This is a genomic window from Microbulbifer elongatus, from assembly GCF_020524885.1.
GTDB lineage: Bacteria > Pseudomonadota > Gammaproteobacteria > Pseudomonadales > Cellvibrionaceae > Microbulbifer > Microbulbifer elongatus_A.
This window is the reverse complement of record NZ_JAIVKJ010000003.1, coordinates 428,551-446,278: the sequence shown is the minus strand read 5'-3', so window position 1 is coordinate 446,278 and position 17,728 is coordinate 428,551. Positions and strand designations below refer to the sequence as shown.

Annotated in this window: 16 protein-coding genes; 6 read left to right on the top strand and 10 right to left on the bottom strand. The window is 56.8% G+C overall.

Features of this window, described 5'->3' with window-relative positions:
* The first annotated feature begins 54 nt into the window (after positions 1-54).
* Together LC059_RS13930 and LC059_RS13925 are read left to right on the top strand one after the other, a co-directional pair.
* Positions 55-1,008: a CsiV family protein gene (locus LC059_RS13930; RefSeq protein ID WP_226704471.1), complete on the top strand. Its 954-nt coding sequence runs from the start codon at positions 55-57 to the stop codon at positions 1,006-1,008.
* A gap of 133 nt (positions 1,009-1,141) precedes the next feature.
* A complete protein-coding gene (locus LC059_RS13925; protein WP_226704470.1) occupies positions 1,142-2,377 on the top strand; it encodes a DUF819 domain-containing protein in 1,236 nt (411 codons plus the stop codon).
* A gap of 264 nt (positions 2,378-2,641) precedes the next feature.
* Here the strand turns inward: LC059_RS13925 and LC059_RS13920 are convergent, their stop codons facing one another.
* The 4 genes from LC059_RS13920 to LC059_RS13905 form a co-directional block, all read right to left on the bottom strand.
* Positions 2,642-2,857, bottom strand: coding sequence for a cold-shock protein (locus LC059_RS13920; protein ID WP_138234656.1), 216 nt, complete (start codon positions 2,855-2,857; stop codon positions 2,642-2,644).
* A 310-nt stretch (positions 2,858-3,167) separates the two neighbouring features.
* The gene (locus LC059_RS13915) at positions 3,168-4,298 is read right to left on the bottom strand and encodes a mechanosensitive ion channel family protein (RefSeq protein WP_226704469.1); all 1,131 of its coding nucleotides are present in this window, start codon (positions 4,296-4,298) and stop codon (positions 3,168-3,170) included.
* A gap of 80 nt (positions 4,299-4,378) precedes the next feature.
* Complete coding sequence (gene nagZ / locus LC059_RS13910) at positions 4,379-5,392, bottom strand: beta-N-acetylhexosaminidase (protein WP_226704468.1); 1,014 nt, start codon at positions 5,390-5,392, stop codon at positions 4,379-4,381.
* Between the two features lie 131 nt (positions 5,393-5,523).
* On the bottom strand, positions 5,524-6,180 hold the full coding sequence (locus tag LC059_RS13905) for a TetR/AcrR family transcriptional regulator (protein WP_226704467.1): 657 nt from the start codon (positions 6,178-6,180) through the stop codon (positions 5,524-5,526).
* A 309-nt stretch (positions 6,181-6,489) separates the two neighbouring features.
* Between LC059_RS13905 and LC059_RS13900 the strand changes: the two genes are divergently transcribed.
* Entirely contained in the window at positions 6,490-6,822 is a 333-nt protein-coding gene (locus LC059_RS13900) for a DUF6763 family protein (protein WP_226704466.1), read from the top strand.
* On the opposite strand, the gene LC059_RS13895 is transcribed toward LC059_RS13900, so the two are convergent.
* Positions 6,823-7,464 carry a TIGR00730 family Rossman fold protein gene (locus LC059_RS13895; protein ID WP_226704465.1) on the bottom strand — a complete coding sequence of 214 codons (642 nt, stop codon included), beginning with the start codon at positions 7,462-7,464 and terminating at the stop codon, positions 6,823-6,825.
* Positions 7,465-7,691: 227 nt separating this feature from the next.
* Between LC059_RS13895 and lexA the strand changes: the two genes are divergently transcribed.
* Complete coding sequence (gene lexA / locus LC059_RS13890; RefSeq protein ID WP_226704464.1) at positions 7,692-8,300, top strand: transcriptional repressor LexA; 609 nt, start codon at positions 7,692-7,694, stop codon at positions 8,298-8,300.
* A gap of 100 nt (positions 8,301-8,400) precedes the next feature.
* On the opposite strand, the gene LC059_RS13885 is transcribed toward lexA, so the two are convergent.
* The 4 genes from LC059_RS13885 to LC059_RS13870 form a co-directional block, all read right to left on the bottom strand.
* The gene (locus LC059_RS13885; RefSeq protein WP_226704463.1) at positions 8,401-8,655 is read right to left on the bottom strand and encodes a hypothetical protein; all 255 of its coding nucleotides are present in this window, start codon (positions 8,653-8,655) and stop codon (positions 8,401-8,403) included.
* Positions 8,656-8,782: 127 nt separating this feature from the next.
* Complete coding sequence (locus tag LC059_RS13880; RefSeq protein WP_226704462.1) at positions 8,783-9,319, bottom strand: DUF6586 family protein; 537 nt, start codon at positions 9,317-9,319, stop codon at positions 8,783-8,785.
* A gap of 8 nt (positions 9,320-9,327) precedes the next feature.
* Entirely contained in the window at positions 9,328-12,066 is a 2,739-nt protein-coding gene (topA, locus tag LC059_RS13875) for a type I DNA topoisomerase (RefSeq protein WP_226704461.1), read from the bottom strand.
* 277 nt (positions 12,067-12,343) lie between these two features.
* On the bottom strand, positions 12,344-12,898 hold the full coding sequence (locus LC059_RS13870; RefSeq protein WP_226704460.1) for a hypothetical protein: 555 nt from the start codon (positions 12,896-12,898) through the stop codon (positions 12,344-12,346).
* Between the two features lie 256 nt (positions 12,899-13,154).
* Between LC059_RS13870 and LC059_RS13865 the strand changes: the two genes are divergently transcribed.
* Positions 13,155-13,598: a universal stress protein gene (locus LC059_RS13865; protein ID WP_226704459.1), complete on the top strand. Its 444-nt coding sequence runs from the start codon at positions 13,155-13,157 to the stop codon at positions 13,596-13,598.
* Positions 13,599-13,667: 69 nt separating this feature from the next.
* Here LC059_RS13865 and LC059_RS13860 read toward each other — a convergent pair whose 3' ends face one another.
* The gene (locus LC059_RS13860; protein WP_226704458.1) at positions 13,668-15,560 is read right to left on the bottom strand and encodes an ATP-binding cassette domain-containing protein; all 1,893 of its coding nucleotides are present in this window, start codon (positions 15,558-15,560) and stop codon (positions 13,668-13,670) included.
* A 93-nt stretch (positions 15,561-15,653) separates the two neighbouring features.
* Between LC059_RS13860 and LC059_RS13855 the strand changes: the two genes are divergently transcribed.
* The gene (locus LC059_RS13855) at positions 15,654-17,717 is read left to right on the top strand and encodes a transglycosylase SLT domain-containing protein (RefSeq protein WP_226704457.1); all 2,064 of its coding nucleotides are present in this window, start codon (positions 15,654-15,656) and stop codon (positions 17,715-17,717) included.
* Positions 17,718-17,728: the final 11 nt, after the last annotated feature.

The following is a 17,728-nucleotide window of genomic DNA, read 5'->3' as shown; positions in this document are numbered from 1 at the left end:
GCCACACAGTTGGGCCAGATATTCACATAGGCATAGAGAATAAGCGGTATCAGAATGACCCCGATCAACAAGCAGGTCACTGCTCGCCTGAAACAGCTCATCGGTGCAGCCCTGCTCGCGCTCTGCGCGGCTGGCGCCGAGGCAGCCAGTTACGCAGGCACCCAGTTTGAAATTGAAATGGTCGTATTCAGCCGTGAGAGCGGCATGAGCCAGTCCCGTGAAACATGGCCGGCCGCCCCCCGCCTGGCCTACGACAGCCACTGGGTAGACTTTGACACCCCGTCCAAGTCCGACCCGATGACCCCTGCCCTGCAGCCGGCGCCAAACCAGCTCGACAACAAGGTGGCCGCGCTGAAGCGCTCATCCGGGTACCAGGTGTTGTTCCACAAAACCTGGCGGCAGGTGCTGCAGACCGAACGTAATGCCCCGGCAATACTGGTTACCGGCGGCGCTATGGATGGGAACCACCACCAGCTCGAAGGCAGCGTTACCCTGAGCGTATCCCGCTACCTGCACCTGAGCACCGACCTGTGGCTGAGCGAGTGGCTGCCCGAGACACTCGGCACACCAGCTTTCAACAACACCGGCCTCAATAACTCTGACCTCAATAACAGGGAAGCTACCGTTCCCCAGGGTATTGCGGTGCCTACCCGCCCCCGGGCTGCTGTTACATCCAACGATTCATCCCTGACCGGTGATGAACCCATGGGCCTCGGTGCGCCCGCAGCACAAGGGTCCAACTCCGGTTACAGTGCGACCAGCGGTTACAGCACAGCAGCTGATTCCGCGGTATTCCACGGTGAAGGAGCACTCGGAGAGGCAGCAACAAAAGAACCGGCCCAGAAAATTGCCGCGCGCGTAGCCGTACTCAATGAAGAACGCCGTCTCCGCAGTGGCGAATTGCACTATATTGACCACCCCAAGCTGGGCGTACTGATCGAGGTGCGTACTGTTGAAGCGACTGAAGCGAGCGACGAACAGGAAGAAGCTGTAGAATTCGCTCCCTGAACGGCATTGAACGCGATGTAACAACGGCCCTCACGGGCCGTTTTTCGTTTGCGATCGAAAAGAACAATAAGCAAACTTTCTATTTCCTCCCTGCTTTTTTGGCGGGAGCTCATAACAACAGGCAATTCCAACCATGATTACCAACGACGCCATCATTCTCGGCATGCTCGCCGCCATACTTGGTTTCGTGTTTTATACCGCTAGCAGCGAAACGCGATTCTGGAAGCGTTTTTACCGCTTCGTGCCCGCACTGCTTCTCTGCTACTTTTTACCGTCGCTGCTCACCACCTTCCACATCATCGACGCACACAATTCCAACCTGTACTTTGTGGCGTCGCGCTACCTGCTGCCCGCCAGCCTGGTGTTGCTGACACTGAGCATCGACCTGAAAGGTATCGTCAACCTGGGGCCGAAAGCGCTGATTATGTTTCTGACGGGTACCGCGGGCATTGTCATCGGTGGGCCACTAGCACTTCTGATCATGTCCGCCATTGACCCGGGCATGCTGAATGGAAATGGCCCGGATGCGATCTGGCGGGGCATGACCACCGTGGCCGGCAGCTGGATTGGCGGGGGCGCCAACCAGGCGGCAATGAAAGAGATATTTAATGTCGGCGGCAATGTGTTTTCCGCGATGGTTGCGGTCGATGTCATCGTCGCCAACCTTTGGATGGCCGTACTGCTAATTATGGCCGGCAATGCCAAGCAACTGGATGCCCGCCGGGGTGCTGACACCTCGGCCATCGATACACTGCGCGAGCGCGTAGAGACCATGCAACGGAAGCATTCGCGCATCCCTGCACTGCAGGACCTGATGCTGATTGCGGCCGTCGGCTTTGGCGTTACCGCCATCGCCCATGCCTGCGCAGACTTTCTCGCCCCCTGGTTCCAGAGCAATGCGCCGCAGTTGGCGAGATTCAGCTTAACCAGCCAGTTCTTCTGGTTGATTGTCATTGCTACCACCCTGGGTATTGCGATGGCATTTACCCCGGCGAAAAAACTGGAGGGCGCAGGTGCAGCCAAAGTGGGCTCGGTATTTATCTATTTTCTGGTTGCCACGATCGGCACCCACATGGATATCACCGCCCTGAAAAACAGCCCGGAGCTGTTCGTGCTGGGTCTGATCTGGATGGCGATACACGCGGGACTGATGCTTCTGGTTGCGAAACTGATCAAGGCACCGACCTTCTTTATGGCGGTGGGCAGTCAGGCCAACGTCGGTGGCGCAGCTTCGGCCCCAGTTGTCGCCGCAGCTTTCCACCCCTCATTGGCACCGGTGGGCGTTCTGCTCGCGGTAATGGGCTATGCACTCGGCACCTACGCGGCGTGGTTCTGCGGGCAGCTGTTGAGAGTTGTGGGCGCCGGCTGACGGCGCCCCTGCATTTCACCTGATTGGCAAAAATAACAAAAGAACAAAAAAAAGCCCGGGACGCTGCGGATACCCTCCACAGCCCCCGGGCTTTTTTATACCGGTTTTTAAGGCCGGCAATTACATTCACGCGATGTATAAAACTGCAGCAAAAAAGACCCTGCTCGGCTGGCCATCTCGGCCACCGTACAGTCTTATTGCACAGCCGCCGCTCAGTTCGAGCAGACGTACTGTGTGCAGAATTGAGCGTGCGCTATATGCGATTTACTCGCAGGGCACTACATCTTCCGCGAGCAGGCCTTTGTCGCCCTGCTGCATTTCAAATTCTACAGCCTGCCCTTCATTGAGGGTTTTGTAGCCTTCGCCGCGAATGCTGCGGTAATGAACGAAGATATCCTCGGAACCTTCTGCACAGGTGATAAATCCATAACCCCGAGCATTGTTAAACCACTTCACGGTACCCGTAACGCGATCACTCATTAAGCCAACCTCATTTATTGTTATTGCGCTCGCCTCGGTTGCGGGCAATGCGCCTACCCCAATTGCCGCGGCCTACGCCCTCTAATGGGGTGGTCCACAGTCTCGAAGCGCCTGTTCGGTCATCCGTACAGGTCGTTACTGATTCTTAGATAAAACTGCGCCACTGTCTAGGTTTCTGCGTGAAATTAATGTTACTTCCCACAAACAATGCGCAACAAATCACCAATTTTGCAATAAAAGCGTCACGGATTTTGACAATTCATGCGGATAGGCAATACATCCTTTAACTGTCATTCCGCGATCTCATCCTTCAACTACCTAAAGACTTTTCCCGTTCACCGGCAATTGCCAGCTCGGGCAGGTCGGCAATATGGAGTGTCGAGGTCGGGAAGGCACAGGATGCACCGTGCTGTTCGATAATCTTAAGAATCTTCAGCAGCACGTCTTGCTTGATTTCGTGGTAGCGCACCCACTCGGTGGTTCTGGTAAAGGTATAGATAAAGAAATCCAGCGACGACGGCGCAAAGGAATTGAAGTTCACGATCAACGTCTGGTTGGTATCAATCTCTGGATGTTGCTCCAGCATAGCCTTTACACCTTTTACGATAGGCGCCATCAAATGCGCATCGTCATAGCGAATACCGACGGTTTCGTATATCCGCCGGTTTAACATACGCGAGGGATTCTCTACAGAGATCTGGGTAAATATCCCGTTAGGAATGTAGAGTGGGCGCTTGTCAAAGGTGCGGATACGAGTCAGGCGCCAGCCGATATCCTCGACGGTACCCTCGATCTCTTTATCGGGAGAACGCACCCAATCCCCTACTTTGAAGGGGCGGTCCAGATAGATCATCAGGCCACCAAAGAAGTTGGCGAGCAGGTCTTTTGCCGCGAAACCGATCGCCAGGCCACCAATACCACCGAATGCCAGTACACCGCTGATGCTATAGCCAAAGTGCTGCATGATCACCATGGCGGCAGTGACAATGATCGAGGCCCTGATCAACTTGCCAATGGCGCGCACGGTGGTGGCATCCATCGGCTTACCCATAAACCGGGGATCGGCAAGATTCGTTTCCACGGCTTTGGCGAAGCGCAGTGCAAACCAGGTGATGAGTACGATAAAGCCGATCTCTCGTACGTTGTTGGCGTAACTAAAGATTTCCGCTTCCGTCGCCCTGCCCGCACGGCCTGCCGCAAGTGAAAGGCCCACCAACCAAACCAATATAGAGCCAGGTGGATTGATCGCCCCGCAGAGCGCATCATCCCAGGGATTGACGGTCCGCTCTGCCCTCGCCTGCAACCGCGCCACGAACAGCGCAAGTATCCAGGCCGCGAACGCGGTGATCAGTACAATGAGAAAAACTTCCGCAATCCAGAAACGGTCTTCCCCCACCAGGGAGCGCAGAAACGCCTTAGCCTGCTCCACAAGTAACTCCATATGATGTGTTCGGTTTATAGGGTGCCTGCCGAATGGCTGTTATCCGGCAGAATAGAAATTCGGTCGTGTATTGTGCTTATTTACATCCAGGATGCCAGCCACTCACGCGTGGCCTGCCAGCGGGAATTGGATTCAAGCGCGTCCCAGCTCTTTATTACCGGCCGCCCCCGCATGCGCTCCAGCCGCTTGCCGGATTGCGGGTCTGGCTCATAACCTTCGAGCGCCTCAAGCACCTCCAGTGCACCTTCGCGCTTGTTACACACTACCCCCATATCACAACCCGCCGCCATAGCCGCCCGTATACGCTCGGCATAACCGCCTGCAGCACCGGCCCCCTCCATGGTGAGGTCATCACTAAAGATCACACCGTCAAATCCCAAGCGCTTGCGCAGGATTTCCTGCAACCAGAACCGGGAGAAGCCCACCGGGTTTTCATCAACTTTGGCGAAACGGATGTGCGCTGGCATAACCGCTTCCAGCTCGCCGGCAGCGATACATTCTGCAAACGGTACGGCGTCCGACGCGAGCACCTCATCCAGCGTGCGATGGTCTACCGGTAGCTCTTCGTGGCTATCTTCTCGAACCTGGCCGTGACCGGGAAAATGCTTGCCAGTGGTCGCCATTCCAGCCTCGTGCATTCCCGCCATAAACGGTCTCGCCTTGGCCGACAGCTGTAGCGGATCGCAGGCTAAGCTTCGATCGCCCACGATGCGACAAAAATCATCATCTGCATCCAGTACAGGCGCAAAGCTAAAATCCACACCCACCGCCAGCAGCTCGGCAGCCAACAGCCAGCCCACGTCTTTCAGCTGCTGCGCGTCGGCCTGAGCGGCGAGCGCCTGCATAGATGGAATACGTGTGAAAGTATCACGGAAGCGCTGTACACGGCCGCCTTCCTGATCCACGGCCAGGAGTATTTCCGGGCGCACCGCGCGGATGTCCTGGATCAACGATTCGAGCTGGGAACGATCGCGAAAGTTTCGCGCAAAAAAAATAAGACCACCGACCTGAGGGTGGCGCAGAAGCTCGCGGTCTTCCGCTGTGAGCTCGGTGCCCTCGACATCAACCATTACCGGACCAATCTTCACAGCCATGTAATACCGCTCCTGCTATCCGCCATTCACTTGTATCAGATTTTGGTTCATCGACGCCTGTCGAAACGAGCCTCGGCGCCCCACCTGCCCTGGAACATCCCGACAGGACAGCGAGTGCGCCCACGCGAAGGCTAAGACTCTTTCGGCACGGGTGCCGTCAGCATTGCTGCGGCGGCTGGTGCCAGGCGAGCCAAGGTTTCCTCCAGGCTGCTCTCGGCACCAAAATCTTCCCTCAGGATAGCTTCGATCGCATCAAAGCTCGATAGGGAAAATATTGTTGCTCCCAACATAAAGTAAAGGCGCCAGTAAAATGTCACCGGGTCTACCTGCGGCAACGCATTGGCGAGCTGGCCGGCAAAGCGCCGATAGCTCGCGCCGTAGCGGGAAACGATAAAGCGACGCAGGTGCCCTTGGGACTGGGTGTAGGCCAACCCCAGCAGGCCCATAAAACGCTTGGGATCCCGCCCCTCTTTCGCTAGTCCCGCAAGCGCAACTCGGTAGAGACTCTGTAACAGGTCATCTACCTGTAACTGCTCTTCCGGAGACTGCTCAAGCTGTGCCTGACGGCGGGTCAGCTCCTTGTCCAGATTCGCCGTAAATGGCGTAAGGAACCGCTCAAATACCGCCTGAATCAGCTCTTTTTTCGATCCGAAATGGTAGTTCACCGCCGCCAGGTTGACCCCCGCGGTGCTGGTGATCGTTCTCAGTGAGGTCTCTGTAAAACCCCTTTCGGCAAAAAGCACCTCGGCGGCATCCAGTATACGGTTGACGGTATCCAACTGGCTCATACCCTGCTCACACTAATTCAAACCAACAATTAAAACGCTTGTTTAAGTGCTGAGACTAGCACAGTGCCCCGCTCCCGGCACCCAATGCAACGCCCGTCCCGCCAATGATGCAAATAGTACCCGACTCCCCTCGCACAACAGATTCCGCTCACAGATACGTATGGCCAGGTGAAACCCGGCGACGATTGCGACCTACCGGTTACCAAGAATCCCCGGCCCACACTAGATTGAGAACATAGGGCTCTCTGTTTTCCAATGAGAAAACCATTAGAACGAGCCTGCAGTCGACAAACACAGGAGGGCTGCATCATGGCAAGAATTGCTCCTGAGATTGGCAGTTGGTTTGAGAATTTTGGCAGCGGCGAACTGTTCGAAGTCGTTGCTGTGGATCACCCTTCCCGCACCATTGAGATTCAGTATCTCGACGGTTCGCTGGACGAAATTGATTTTCAAAGCTGGCCGCGGCTACCGGTCATTGGCGCTGCAGAACCGGAAGATGCGAACGCCGGGTACGGTACTTTTGCTGAAGAAATGCAGGACGAAGAGGACGCGGGCTTCAGGAGCCCGATACTGTCTCCCGCGCAAAGCGCCATCGACAGACTGGAGGGCGAATCCTTCAAGGGTACCGACGAAGGCTACTGATCAGCCTGCGCACTCCCGGATATATTCGATTATGATTTGCGCGGCCTCTTCGACGGTATCCACCAGAGTAAACAACTGCAGATCCGCCGCATCGATACACCCTCGCTCGAGCACCGTATCCTTCATCCAGTCAACCAGCCCGGACCAATAGCGTTTTCCCACCAGTACGATGGGGAAACGCCGCACTTTCTGGGTCTGCACCAACGTCAAGGCTTCAAACAGTTCGTCCATAGTGCCGTAGCCGCCGGGCATCGCGATAAATCCCACCGCGTGCTTGACGAACATAAATTTGCGGACAAAAAAGTAACGAAAGTTAAGATTGATATCCTGGTAGGGATTGGGAACCTGCTCGAAAGGCAGCTCGATACTTAACCCGATAGAAGCTCCAGAATGGGTAAAAGCGCCGCGGTTGCAGGCCTCCATAATACCGGGGCCGCCACCGGTAATGACAGGCACACCCTCCCGCGCGAGCAGCTCGCCGAGAAGCATACCCTCCTGGTACTCTGCCGCATCTTCCGGAAACCTGGCGCTCCCGAAAACGGTCACCGCGCCCTTGAGGGTAATTAGCCGCTCTATTCCATCAACAAGCTCTGATTGAATGCGCAGCACACGCCACGCTTCCGGCATTTTTGCATCCAGCATATGCCTTCTCCATATCGCAGTGTCTTTCTTATTCAGGCTTATTCTGACCTGCGGATCATATCGCCGACATAAAAATCCACAGGTCACTCCAAGTCTAGCAGTTATCAATATTCGCCTGATGATTGCGCGCCCGCCAAATCTGTATATAATCCCAGCAACTGTATAAAAATACAGACATCGGGAAACGCGGGATCAATACTCTGATTCTGAACAACAGGAAGCAGCCCATGACTAACCTCACCGCCCGCCAGGCTCAGGTACTGGAGTTGATCAAGACCTATCTGGACGATACCGGTTATCCGCCCACCCGTGCGGAGATCGCCCAGGAACTTGGCTTCCGCTCCCCCAATGCTGCCGAAGAACACCTGAAGGCGCTGGCGCGTAAAGGCGCTATCGAGATGGTCGCCGGTGCTTCGCGCGGTATCCGCATTCCCGATCACCAGACTGGCCTGCCGATTGTTGGGCGGGTGGCCGCAGGTAATCCGGTGCTGGCCGAAGAAAATATTGAGGAATACTGCGAGATCCCCGCAGAGTTTTTCCACCCACCGGCGGATTACCTGTTGCGAGTCCACGGCATGAGTATGAAAGATGCCGGTATTCTCGATGGCGATCTGCTGGCAGTGCAGCGCACCGACAATATCCGCAACGGACAGATTGTGGTGGCGCGGATCGAAGATGAAGTGACAGTGAAACGTTTCAAGCGTCGCGGCAATCAGGCAACGGTTCAACTCCTGCCTGAGAATGAAGACTTCAACGTTATCGAGGTAGACATGCGCGACAGAAACTTCGCTATTGAAGGTCTGGCCGTCGGTGTGATTCGGCAAAATCCGATCTGATTTACTCGCTGGCGAGTTTATCCAGACATAAAAAAACAGGGCCTTGGCCCTGTTTTTTTATGTCTGGGATTTGACGCTCGAAAGCGGTCAACCCTCGATATCAGTGGATCGTGTGCTCGGTCAGATCCACATCTTCCTCTTCAAAGGGTTCCGGTTCCAGAGCGTTGATTTCCTGCACGGCTTCAATACCAGCCTCTAACATAGCGCGCGCGATCGCCACCTTGTGTTCGCGGAGAAAATCGAGGCTTTCGGCGGAAAAGTGGATACGCACCAACGGATCATCCTTGTGACCAGCGCGTCGAAGCGCCACATCACCATTGGACAACTCGATGATTTCGTAGGTCTCAGAAGGCATTCATTTCTCCACTTACTTCCCGGAAAACGCATTCAAGGCACCAAAAGCCGCCCAAGCGTGATTGGGGCCAGTGTAACACAGGGAGAAACGATTAATCAGCGGCCATCGAAGGTTCGCGGGAATGGACTTACCACTCCTGTGCGTGGGCCCGCTGCCGTTGTACCAGCTCATTCAGAGCACGGAGCCAGCCTGTCAGTGCCTGGCGGCTGAGGGGCTCGGGTTGTCTGCAGTCAAGCTGCTGCACAGGAATCAGGCTTTGCACCTCGGCGGATGCGACTTCAGAGGCCTGAGCTCCGGCACCGGCCGGTAACCACAGCGCCTGCCAGGCTGCTGCCATTCCCTGAAACCAGCTGTCCGGGTTCTCCGCAAGGCTGACTAGCTCGTTAACCTCGGCGCTGAATTTCCCCCGCGCAGAAACTAATGCGGCTAACGCCGCGGCAGTCTCTGGCTCACCACCGGGACGAAATCCCAGCTGGAGCTGATGCCCCTGCTCCGCCAGAAATGCCTTGTAGGCGCGCCACAGCTGCAGCAAGGCCGCTTCCTGCAACGAAGTCTCCTGTAGCGCCTGCGGAGTCCCCGCCTCCCCGGATGACTCCGGGGAGTGCAGGATCAGCTGTGCTTTGCGAAGGGCCGACGCCACAGCACCGGTATAGGGGTTGCTCATGGGGCGACCTACTTCGCGGGCGCTTTTTTAGCCGGGGCTTTTTTAGCAGCCGCCTTCTTTTTCGCAGGCGCTTTCTTTTTGGCTGCGGCCTTTTTCTTCGCCGCAGGCGCTTTCTTCGCTGCGGGCACTTCTGCCTGCCACTTGCCATCCCGGTAGAAGGCTTTCCAGCCGGTAGCCTTGCCGTCTTCCTCGGACTGCACGTACTGCTCCTGGGTCTTGCGACTGAAGCGCACTACAGTATCCCGCCCCTCGTTGTCTTCCGCGGGAGCGGAGAACAGGAAGCTGTATTTGGGATCAATCTCGTCCTTGTGCGGCAGCAGTTCCTTGATCAGAGGTGCGCGTGTCTCCCGGTTTTTCGGAAACTGACTCGCCGCCAGAAACAGTCCAGAGGCACCGTCGCGAAGAATGTAGGTATCGTCCACCTTCTCACAGGCCAGTTCCGGCATGGGAACCGGATCCATTTTGGGCGGTGCCGGCTGGCCGCTTTTCAGCAGCTTACGGGTGTTCTTGCAGGTCTCGCTGGTACAACCAAAGTACTTGCCGAAGCGGCCGGACTTCAATTGCATGTCCGCGCCACACTTGTCGCACTCGATCACCGGGCCGTCGTAACCCTTGATCTTGAAGGTGCCTTTCTCCACCTCGAATCCGGGGCAGTCGGGGTTGTTACCGCAAATGTGCAGCTTGCGCTGCTCATCAACAAGGTAACTGTCCATTGCCGTGCCGCACTTGCCACAGCGACGCTTTTCGCGCAGCTGGCGGGTTTCTGCATCTTCGTCTTTGTCTGCGTCTACCGCCTCTTCACCAGACACCAGGTTCATGGTGTTGGTGCAGCGCTCCTTGGGCGGCAAAGCGTAGCCGGAACAGCCAAGGAACACGCCGGTAGAACCGGTTCGGATCTGCATGTGGCGGCCGCATTGGCTGCACTCGATATCCGTATCCGTGGGTGTGTTGCGGCGCATGCCGCCTTCTTTGTCCTGTGCCACTTCAAGGCGCTTGCTGAAGTCGGAATAAAACTCGTCCAGCAGGTCTTTCCAGCCTTTTTTGCCTTCCGCCACCGTATCCAGGGACTCTTCCAGGCTGGCGGTAAAACCGTAATCCATCAGGTCGGTAAAGCTTTCGCTCAGGCGGTCCGTAACGATGTCACCCATTTTTTCCGCGTAAAAACGGCGGTTTTCCAGGCGAACATAACCACGATCCTGAATCGTGGAAATGATCGACGCGTAGGTGGAAGGACGGCCGATACCGCGCTTTTCGAGCTCTTTTACCAGTGCGGCTTCACTGAAGCGCGCCGGCGGCTTGGTGAAGTGCTGCTTCGGATCCAGCTTTTTCAGGTTCAGCTTTTCGCCGACCTTGATATCCGGCAGAACCAGATCTTCGTCTTTCTTGCTTTGTGATGGGGCGACCTTGAGGAAACCGTCAAAACGGATAACACGGCCGCGGGTACGGAGCTCGAAGTCACCCGCGGTAACCACCACCGAGGTGGAAGTGAATTGCGCCGGCGTCATCTGACAGGCTACAAACTGCTGCCAGATAAGCGTGTACAACCGCTCGGCATCCCGCTCCATACCAGAGAGCATGTTCGGTTTTACCCGAACGTCAGAGGGACGGATTGCCTCGTGCGCTTCCTGGGCACCCTCTTTGCTGCTGTAGCGATTGGGGTTTTCCGGCAGGTACTTGTCGCCGTAATTCTCACCAATGAATTCGCGCACAGAGGACACCGCCTCGGCACTCAGGTTGGTGGAATCGGTACGCATGTAAGTGATGTAACCCGCTTCATACAAGCGCTGAGCCATCATCATGGTTTTCTTCACGCTGAAGCTGAGGCGGTTGCTGGCCGCCTGCTGCAGGGTGGAGGTAATATAAGGCGCACTGGGCTTGGAGCTGGTGGGCTTGTCGTCCCGGGCACTGACAGTAAAGTCGCTCGCCTGCAGCGCTTTTAGCGCCGCCATGGCCTGCTCTTCATTGGTAGGCTTGAAGGCCTCACCCGCTTGCTTCTTCACCTCAAGACGCAGGGCGTCCGACTTGGCCGTTTGCGTGTCGGCAAACAACGTCCAGTATTCCTCGGGGATAAACGCGCGAATTTCACGCTCGCGTTCCACCACAAGCTTCACCGCCACGGACTGTACGCGACCGGCGGACAAACCGCGGGCCACCTTCTCCCACAGCAGCGGCGACACCATGTAACCCACAATACGGTCAAGGAAACGACGCGCTTGCTGTGCATTCACGCGGTCGATATCCAGCGGGCCCGGATCTTCAAAGGCTTCCTGGATCGCGGACTTGGTGATCTCGTTAAACACGACGCGGCGGTAGCGCTGATCGTCACCACCAATGGCTTCCCGCAGGTGCCAGGCAATGGCTTCCCCTTCGCGGTCCAAGTCCGTTGCGAGATAGACGTGGTCGGCATTGGCGGCCAGTTTGCGCAGCTCGTCGACCACCTTTTCCTTACCAGGAAGGATCTCGTAATGTGCTTCCCAGTTGTGATCCGGGTCAATTCCCATGCGCTTGATCAGCTGCTCGCGGCTTTTCTTGCGCTTGTAGATCTCTTTCTGTTCTGGAGAAAGCTTGCGGGTTTCCGCCGCGCGGCGGGCGCGCTCCTTGGCATCCACCGGCTGTTTGTTGGAACCGCCGGTAGGAAGATCCCGGATATGACCAATACTGGACTTCACCACAAAGTCCTTTCCGAGATACTTGTTGATTGTTTTCGCCTTCGCCGGTGACTCGACGATGACCAGTGATTTACCCATAAGCTTTTGATTTTTAATAAGAAATTTACTGCTTTCGCACCCTCGGCAGCAGCCGATTTCAACGGTGCGCTGCGCGAATATATATGCTCCGCCCCCAGTGTGGTCAAGCAAGCATCACAAATTGGTGACCAGATTGTGCACTCTGTAACCGTTTGGGACCGACTAACTGACTATTGGTTCAGCCCTCTGGCAGTACCATATTTGTCCGACCAGCAGCTCGTGACAAACCACAAAGTGCGGCCGCTAAAAAAGTAGACCACTTCGACGCTGTGAGCGGTCAGTGACGCTGATCGCCCTGATCAGTTCCCGCATCAGCCCGCTCTTCCTGCCGCGAAGGCTGGCGAATTGCTTCCTCTATTACCGGCCGCATCGTAGACAGTGCTTCCTGCAGGCGAGCCAGCCCGGGATCGCCGCTTCGCTCGCGCCACTGCACCCCGAGACCGCTGTCATTGGCGTATACCGCCGTCGCATCCGCAGGGAGCATCCCCACGAGTTCTTTTAATGGCGCCATCGCGGCTTCCACCGCCGGTCGATCATTGCGCCAATCCCACACACCGTCAAAATTCACGTCATGCGCCATGCGTTGCAGCTCAAGCGCCCAACCAGTCTGCAAGCGACGGGGGTTTCTCCACTGGGAGAAATAGACGGCAGCATTACCGGTACCCTGCGATGCGGGTAGCGGCTGAATCTGAACCTTGAGACCAGAGGTCGCAGCCCGCTGACGTAGTTCGGCGAGCTTTCGATCCCGGCTGCTGGGCTTTAGCCAGAAAACCGGGCCGATAACCAGTGCAACAGCAAAAACGATGATGACGATGGGTAGCCAGCTGGCCATGTTCAGGTTCTTCCCTGTCGATTAATGACGATTAGTGATTGTGCGGCACCACTAAATAGCAGACTTTGTGCTCCACACGGATAACAGATCAGTGTGCGAGCCACAAATTGGGCGCGCATTGTTCTCCGCAAGCGGGTGGTTGTGTCAAGTCTGTTTTTTTAAAGTAGACTCACAAGTGTGCTGTAACGAACGATAGTGCCGGTTTGATGGTTTTTTCCGGTCTGAGACTTAAATCTACCCACACAGCGGGGGCTAAATGTCGGGCTATAACAATATTCTGGTTGGACTGGACCTTTCTGAGGAGTCGTCACAGGTACTGGATCGCGCCGCCCAGATCGCAGCGGACGGTAACGCAACAATGAGCCTCGCGCACATTATCGAACCCCTTACCTTCGCCTATGGCGGTGACGTCCCGATGGACCTCTCCGAGGTGCAGGAGCAACTGCAAAACCAGGCCAAGGAACAACTAGGCAAAGCGGCCGCCAGCCTCAACATTCCCGCCGACCGGCAACATGTCGTGCTGGGCCAGCCTGCCACGGAAATTCATCGTATTGCGGAAGAATCCGGTTGCGACCTGATCGTGATCGGAAGCCACGGCCGCCACGGCCTCGCCCTGCTTCTGGGCTCCACCGCGAATGGTGTACTGCATGGCGCAGGGTGCGATGTCCTTGCCGTGCGGGTGCATTCGTCCGCGGAATAAACTCAGGCGATACAAGCCAGAGAAGTGGCCGGATGAAAAACGGGGGCCCGCGGCCCCCGTTTCTCGGTATCACATGCTGTCCAGTTCGGCCCACCTCTCGAACGCTTCCTCCAGCGCTGCCTGCAGGTCCGCCAGAGCTTGTAGCCTGGCCTGTACGGTCTCGCTGTCCTGCTGGTAAAAGTTCGGCGCCGCCACCTCTTCTTCAAATGCCGCTATCTCGTTTTCCAGTGACTCGATTTTTGCCGGCAGTGCATCCAGTTCTCGCTGCAACTTATAACTGAGCTTTTTCGCCTTTTGTGGCGGCTGTGCCTCAGGCTTTTCTTTGGGCTCTGCAGCGGCGTTCTCACCGTCTTCTATGGTATCGACCGCTTTGCGGGCTTTGAGCTGCTCCTCGGCGCTGATAAAGCGCCCGCCCTGACGCACAAAGTCCTGGTAGCCGCCCACGTACTCCCTGACAACACCATTGCCTTCAAATGCAAGACAGCTCTCCACCACATTGTCGAGGAAGGCGCGGTCATGGCTTACCAGCAGTACCGTGCCGGAGAAGTCCATCAACAACTGCTCGAGCAATTCGAGGGTCTCAACGTCGAGGTCGTTGGTCGGTTCGTCCAGCACCAGGATATTGGCGGGCTGACTGAACAGCTTCGCCAACAGCGCACGATTGCGCTCACCACCACTCAATGCACCGACTTTGGTGCGCGCCTTGACGCCGGTAAACAGGAAGTCGCTGAGGTAGCCCATTACGTGCTTGGTGCTGCCACCCACCTGGATGTTCTCGCGACCCTCGGCGATGTTGTCCACCACCGTCTGATCCGGATCCAGGGTGTCCCGACGCTGGTCAAAATAGGCGACCTGTTGCTTGGTGCCCAGCCGGATATGGCCACTCTGGGGTTGCAGATCACCCAGTAACAGGCGAATCAGAGTACTTTTACCCGCCCCGTTGGGGCCAATCAGACCGACCTTGTCCCCGCGCATCAAGGTAAAGTCGAGGTCGCGGATCAACGGTGCCGCATCTCCCTCAAAGCCAAAAGTGACGCCTTTCAATTCCGCCACCAGCTTGCCGGAGCGCTCGCCGGCATCCAAAGACATCTTCGCGACACCCTGCCGCTCGCGGCGTGCCTTGCGCTCATTGCGCAAAGACTGCAGCGCGCGTACCCGGCCTTCATTGCGGGTACGGCGGGCCTTGATGCCCTGGCGTATCCAGGACTCTTCCTGGGCGAGCTTTTTATCGAATAACGCGTCGTTGCGGGCTTCCTCTTCCAGCTGCTTTTCTTTTTCCTGCTGGTAGCGGTCGAACGGGCAGTTGAACACGCGCAGAATGCCGCGATCCAGATCCCATACCGATGTCGCGAGCCGTTGCGCCAATGCCCGGTCGTGACTGACAAACAAAAGTGCACCGCGGTAGGTGGCAAGGAAATCTTCCAACCACTCTACCGCTGCGATATCCAGGTGGTTGGTGGGCTCATCCAGGATAAGCAGATCCGGCTCGGTAACCAGCGCCCGCGCCAGCGCGGCGCGCCGCTGCCAGCCACCGGACAGATCCATCACCCGCGCACTTTCGTCCAGGTCGAGCCTGTCCAACACCGCATCGATATTGGCCAGCAGTTCCCAGCCGTGGGCGTTTTCGATTTTCGCCTGCAGATCGGGATCCTGATGATCACGGTACTCCGACAACCAGATGCCAACATCGCCCAGCCCCGCAGCCACGTAGCGATACACCGTATCGGTACAGTCTTCCGGCAGTGCCTGTTCGAGAGTGGCGAGAACCATGCCACTTTGGCGGACAATCTCACCCTCATCCGGGTCGCCTTTGCCGCCAATCAGGCTCAGCAAGCTGGACTTCCCTTCTCCGTTACGCCCAACCAGGCAAATACGATCTCCACGCTCAATCTTGGCATCTACATGATCCGCCAACACCTGAACGCCATAGCGCAAACACACGCCATCCAACTGAAGCAACATAATTAACAACTACAATAGATTTGGGTGAAAAAGGACATTTTACGCTTTATTCTTCGACCTTCGAATAAGCGATTTCTCAATCGGGTTTTCAGTATGTCGATTGGCAGCACAGGATTCGCCATTTTCTCCGCAGTACTGCTGGTGACCAGCCTTTCTGGTGCCAATCCGGTGCAGGCGCAGCAGGCTAACAAAACCAGCCCATCCGCAGCTACGGGGGGCGCCGCGCGCAAGGCAGAGAGCAAAGACACAAAAGCAGCCAAGGCGGCGGTTGCACAGCGCGAAAAACTCCAGGAAGCCAGACAGGCCATTGCCCGTAATGACCAGCGCCGGTTAAACCAGCTGAAAAAGGAGCTGAAGGATTACCCGCTGCTGCCCTACATCGAGTATTGGGCGATCGGTAAAAACCTCTCTCGACTCCCCTACGACGACATCGATGCTTTTCTGGAGAAGTACGATGGTACTGCCATTGGCGACTGGATGCGCGTGCGCGTCCTGCGCGAACTAGGGGGCCGGGATCGCTTCAAGGCCTACCTCAAGTACTACGATCCGGAAAAAATCCGCCGCACCCAACTGCGCTGTTACTACGTGGACGCGCTCTCCCGCCACGGCGACAAACAGCAGGCCTACGCGCTGATCGAGGAACTCTGGACCGTGGGTGCCTCGCAACCCAAAGAGTGCGACCCGGCCTTCGACCGCTGGATACGCGATGGCGGCCTTACCGAGGATCGTGCCTGGAAACGCCACACCCTTTCCGTGCGCGCTGGCAACCTCGACCTGGCCAGCTATATCGCCCGCCAGCTGGATAAAGATCGCGCAAAACGTGCGGATCTGATGCGCTCCGTCTACCGCAAGCCGGAGCTGATTCTGGACTACGACCGCTTTATCCAGGAAAACCAGGACTACCGCGATATTGTCACCATCGGGCTACGCCGCCTCTCATCCCAGGATCCAGAAAAATCCAGCCAGGCCTGGAAGCGCTATAGCGCCAGCTACTTGTTCAGCGAGGATGAGCGCGACGAATTCCTGCGCTATCTGGCCCTGCAGTTTGCGCGCAAGGATGATCAGCAAGGCCTGGAAGCTCTGATCAAAACCAGCCCAGGATTTTTTGACCTGCGCACGTCAGAGTGGCTTATCCGTCAATCTCTGCGTGAAATGGACTGGGCCCAGGTGGAATTCTGGATCGACCAGCTGCCCGATACAGACCGCAACTGGGACCGCTGGCTGTACTGGAAGGCACGCGCGATCAATGAGCAGTTAGCGGCCAGCAAAAAGAACAATGCCGAGCGCTCTGCGCTGGCCCGTGAGCTCTACCAGAAAGCCGCCAATGAGCGCAGCTATTATGGCTTTCTTGCATCCGACACTCTGGGCAAGGACTACAGCTTTGTTGACCGCCCGGCGCCGATAACACCGGAGCTGGTAGACAAGGTCGCTGCGCTTCCCGGTATGCAGAGAGCCGAAGAATTGCAGGCCATCGGCGAGTTTTACCACGCGCGCCGAGAATGGGATTACGCCACAGAGAAAATGACCACGGAAGAATTGATGACCGCGGGCAAGGTGGCGAGCGCCTGGGGCTGGTACCACAAATCCATCCAGTCGATCCTCGCGGCGGATTATCTCGACGACCTGGAACTGCGCTTCCCCCTCGCATTCTCCGACATCGTCACCGATGTTGCCGGGCGCATGGGCAAAAAAACCGCACTCGACACTTATCTGGTGCTCGCTGTCGCGCGCCAGGAAAGCCACTTCAGCCACGACGCCAAGTCCCACGCCGGTGCCATGGGTCTGATGCAACTGTTGCCGTCTACAGCACGCGCCACCGCCCGCAAGGCGGGAGTGCCTTACCGACGGAGCTGGGATCTGCTGAACCCCAACACCAACATCAGCCTGGGGTCCTACTATCTGAATTCACTGCTAAAACGATTTGACAACAACCGCTTCCTCGCCGCGGCAGCCTACAACGCCGGCCCCACTCGTGTTTCGCGCTGGCTGAAAGATACGGACAAAAAGCTGCCTTTCGACGTATGGATCGAAACCATTCCCTACAGCGAAACCCGCAAGTACGTGCAAAACGTGCTGTCTTATTCGGTAATTTACGCCTACCGCAGTGGAGACAAGGCGCCGCTACTCAGAAAGAACGAGGCGGAAGCCAAACTCTGACCTGAGCGTGA

Excerpts from the sequence above, each read along its gene's own strand:
- LC059_RS13900 (WP_226704466.1), top strand. The coding sequence starts at position 6,490 with ATGGCAAGAATTGCTCCTGAGATTGGCAGTTGGTTTGAGAATTTTGGC.
- LC059_RS13905 (WP_226704467.1), bottom strand. The coding sequence starts at position 6,180 with ATGAGCCAGTTGGATACCGTCAACCGTATACTGGATGCCGCCGAGGTG.
- topA (WP_226704461.1), bottom strand. The coding sequence starts at position 12,066 with ATGGGTAAATCACTGGTCATCGTCGAGTCACCGGCGAAGGCGAAAACA.
- LC059_RS13885 (WP_226704463.1), bottom strand. The coding sequence starts at position 8,655 with ATGCCTTCTGAGACCTACGAAATCATCGAGTTGTCCAATGGTGATGTG.
- LC059_RS13855 (WP_226704457.1), top strand. The coding sequence starts at position 15,654 with ATGTCGATTGGCAGCACAGGATTCGCCATTTTCTCCGCAGTACTGCTG.
- lexA (WP_226704464.1), top strand. The coding sequence starts at position 7,692 with ATGACTAACCTCACCGCCCGCCAGGCTCAGGTACTGGAGTTGATCAAG.
- LC059_RS13930 (WP_226704471.1), top strand. The coding sequence starts at position 55 with ATGACCCCGATCAACAAGCAGGTCACTGCTCGCCTGAAACAGCTCATC.
- LC059_RS13880 (WP_226704462.1), bottom strand. The coding sequence starts at position 9,319 with ATGAGCAACCCCTATACCGGTGCTGTGGCGTCGGCCCTTCGCAAAGCA.
- LC059_RS13870 (WP_226704460.1), bottom strand. The coding sequence starts at position 12,898 with ATGGCCAGCTGGCTACCCATCGTCATCATCGTTTTTGCTGTTGCACTG.
- LC059_RS13895 (WP_226704465.1), bottom strand. The coding sequence starts at position 7,464 with ATGCTGGATGCAAAAATGCCGGAAGCGTGGCGTGTGCTGCGCATTCAA.
- LC059_RS13860 (WP_226704458.1), bottom strand. The coding sequence starts at position 15,560 with ATGTTGCTTCAGTTGGATGGCGTGTGTTTGCGCTATGGCGTTCAGGTG.
- LC059_RS13915 (WP_226704469.1), bottom strand. The coding sequence starts at position 4,298 with ATGGAGTTACTTGTGGAGCAGGCTAAGGCGTTTCTGCGCTCCCTGGTG.
- LC059_RS13925 (WP_226704470.1), top strand. The coding sequence starts at position 1,142 with ATGATTACCAACGACGCCATCATTCTCGGCATGCTCGCCGCCATACTT.
- LC059_RS13920 (WP_138234656.1), bottom strand. The coding sequence starts at position 2,857 with ATGAGTGATCGCGTTACGGGTACCGTGAAGTGGTTTAACAATGCTCGG.
- nagZ (WP_226704468.1), bottom strand. The coding sequence starts at position 5,392 with ATGGCTGTGAAGATTGGTCCGGTAATGGTTGATGTCGAGGGCACCGAG.
- LC059_RS13865 (WP_226704459.1), top strand. The coding sequence starts at position 13,155 with ATGTCGGGCTATAACAATATTCTGGTTGGACTGGACCTTTCTGAGGAG.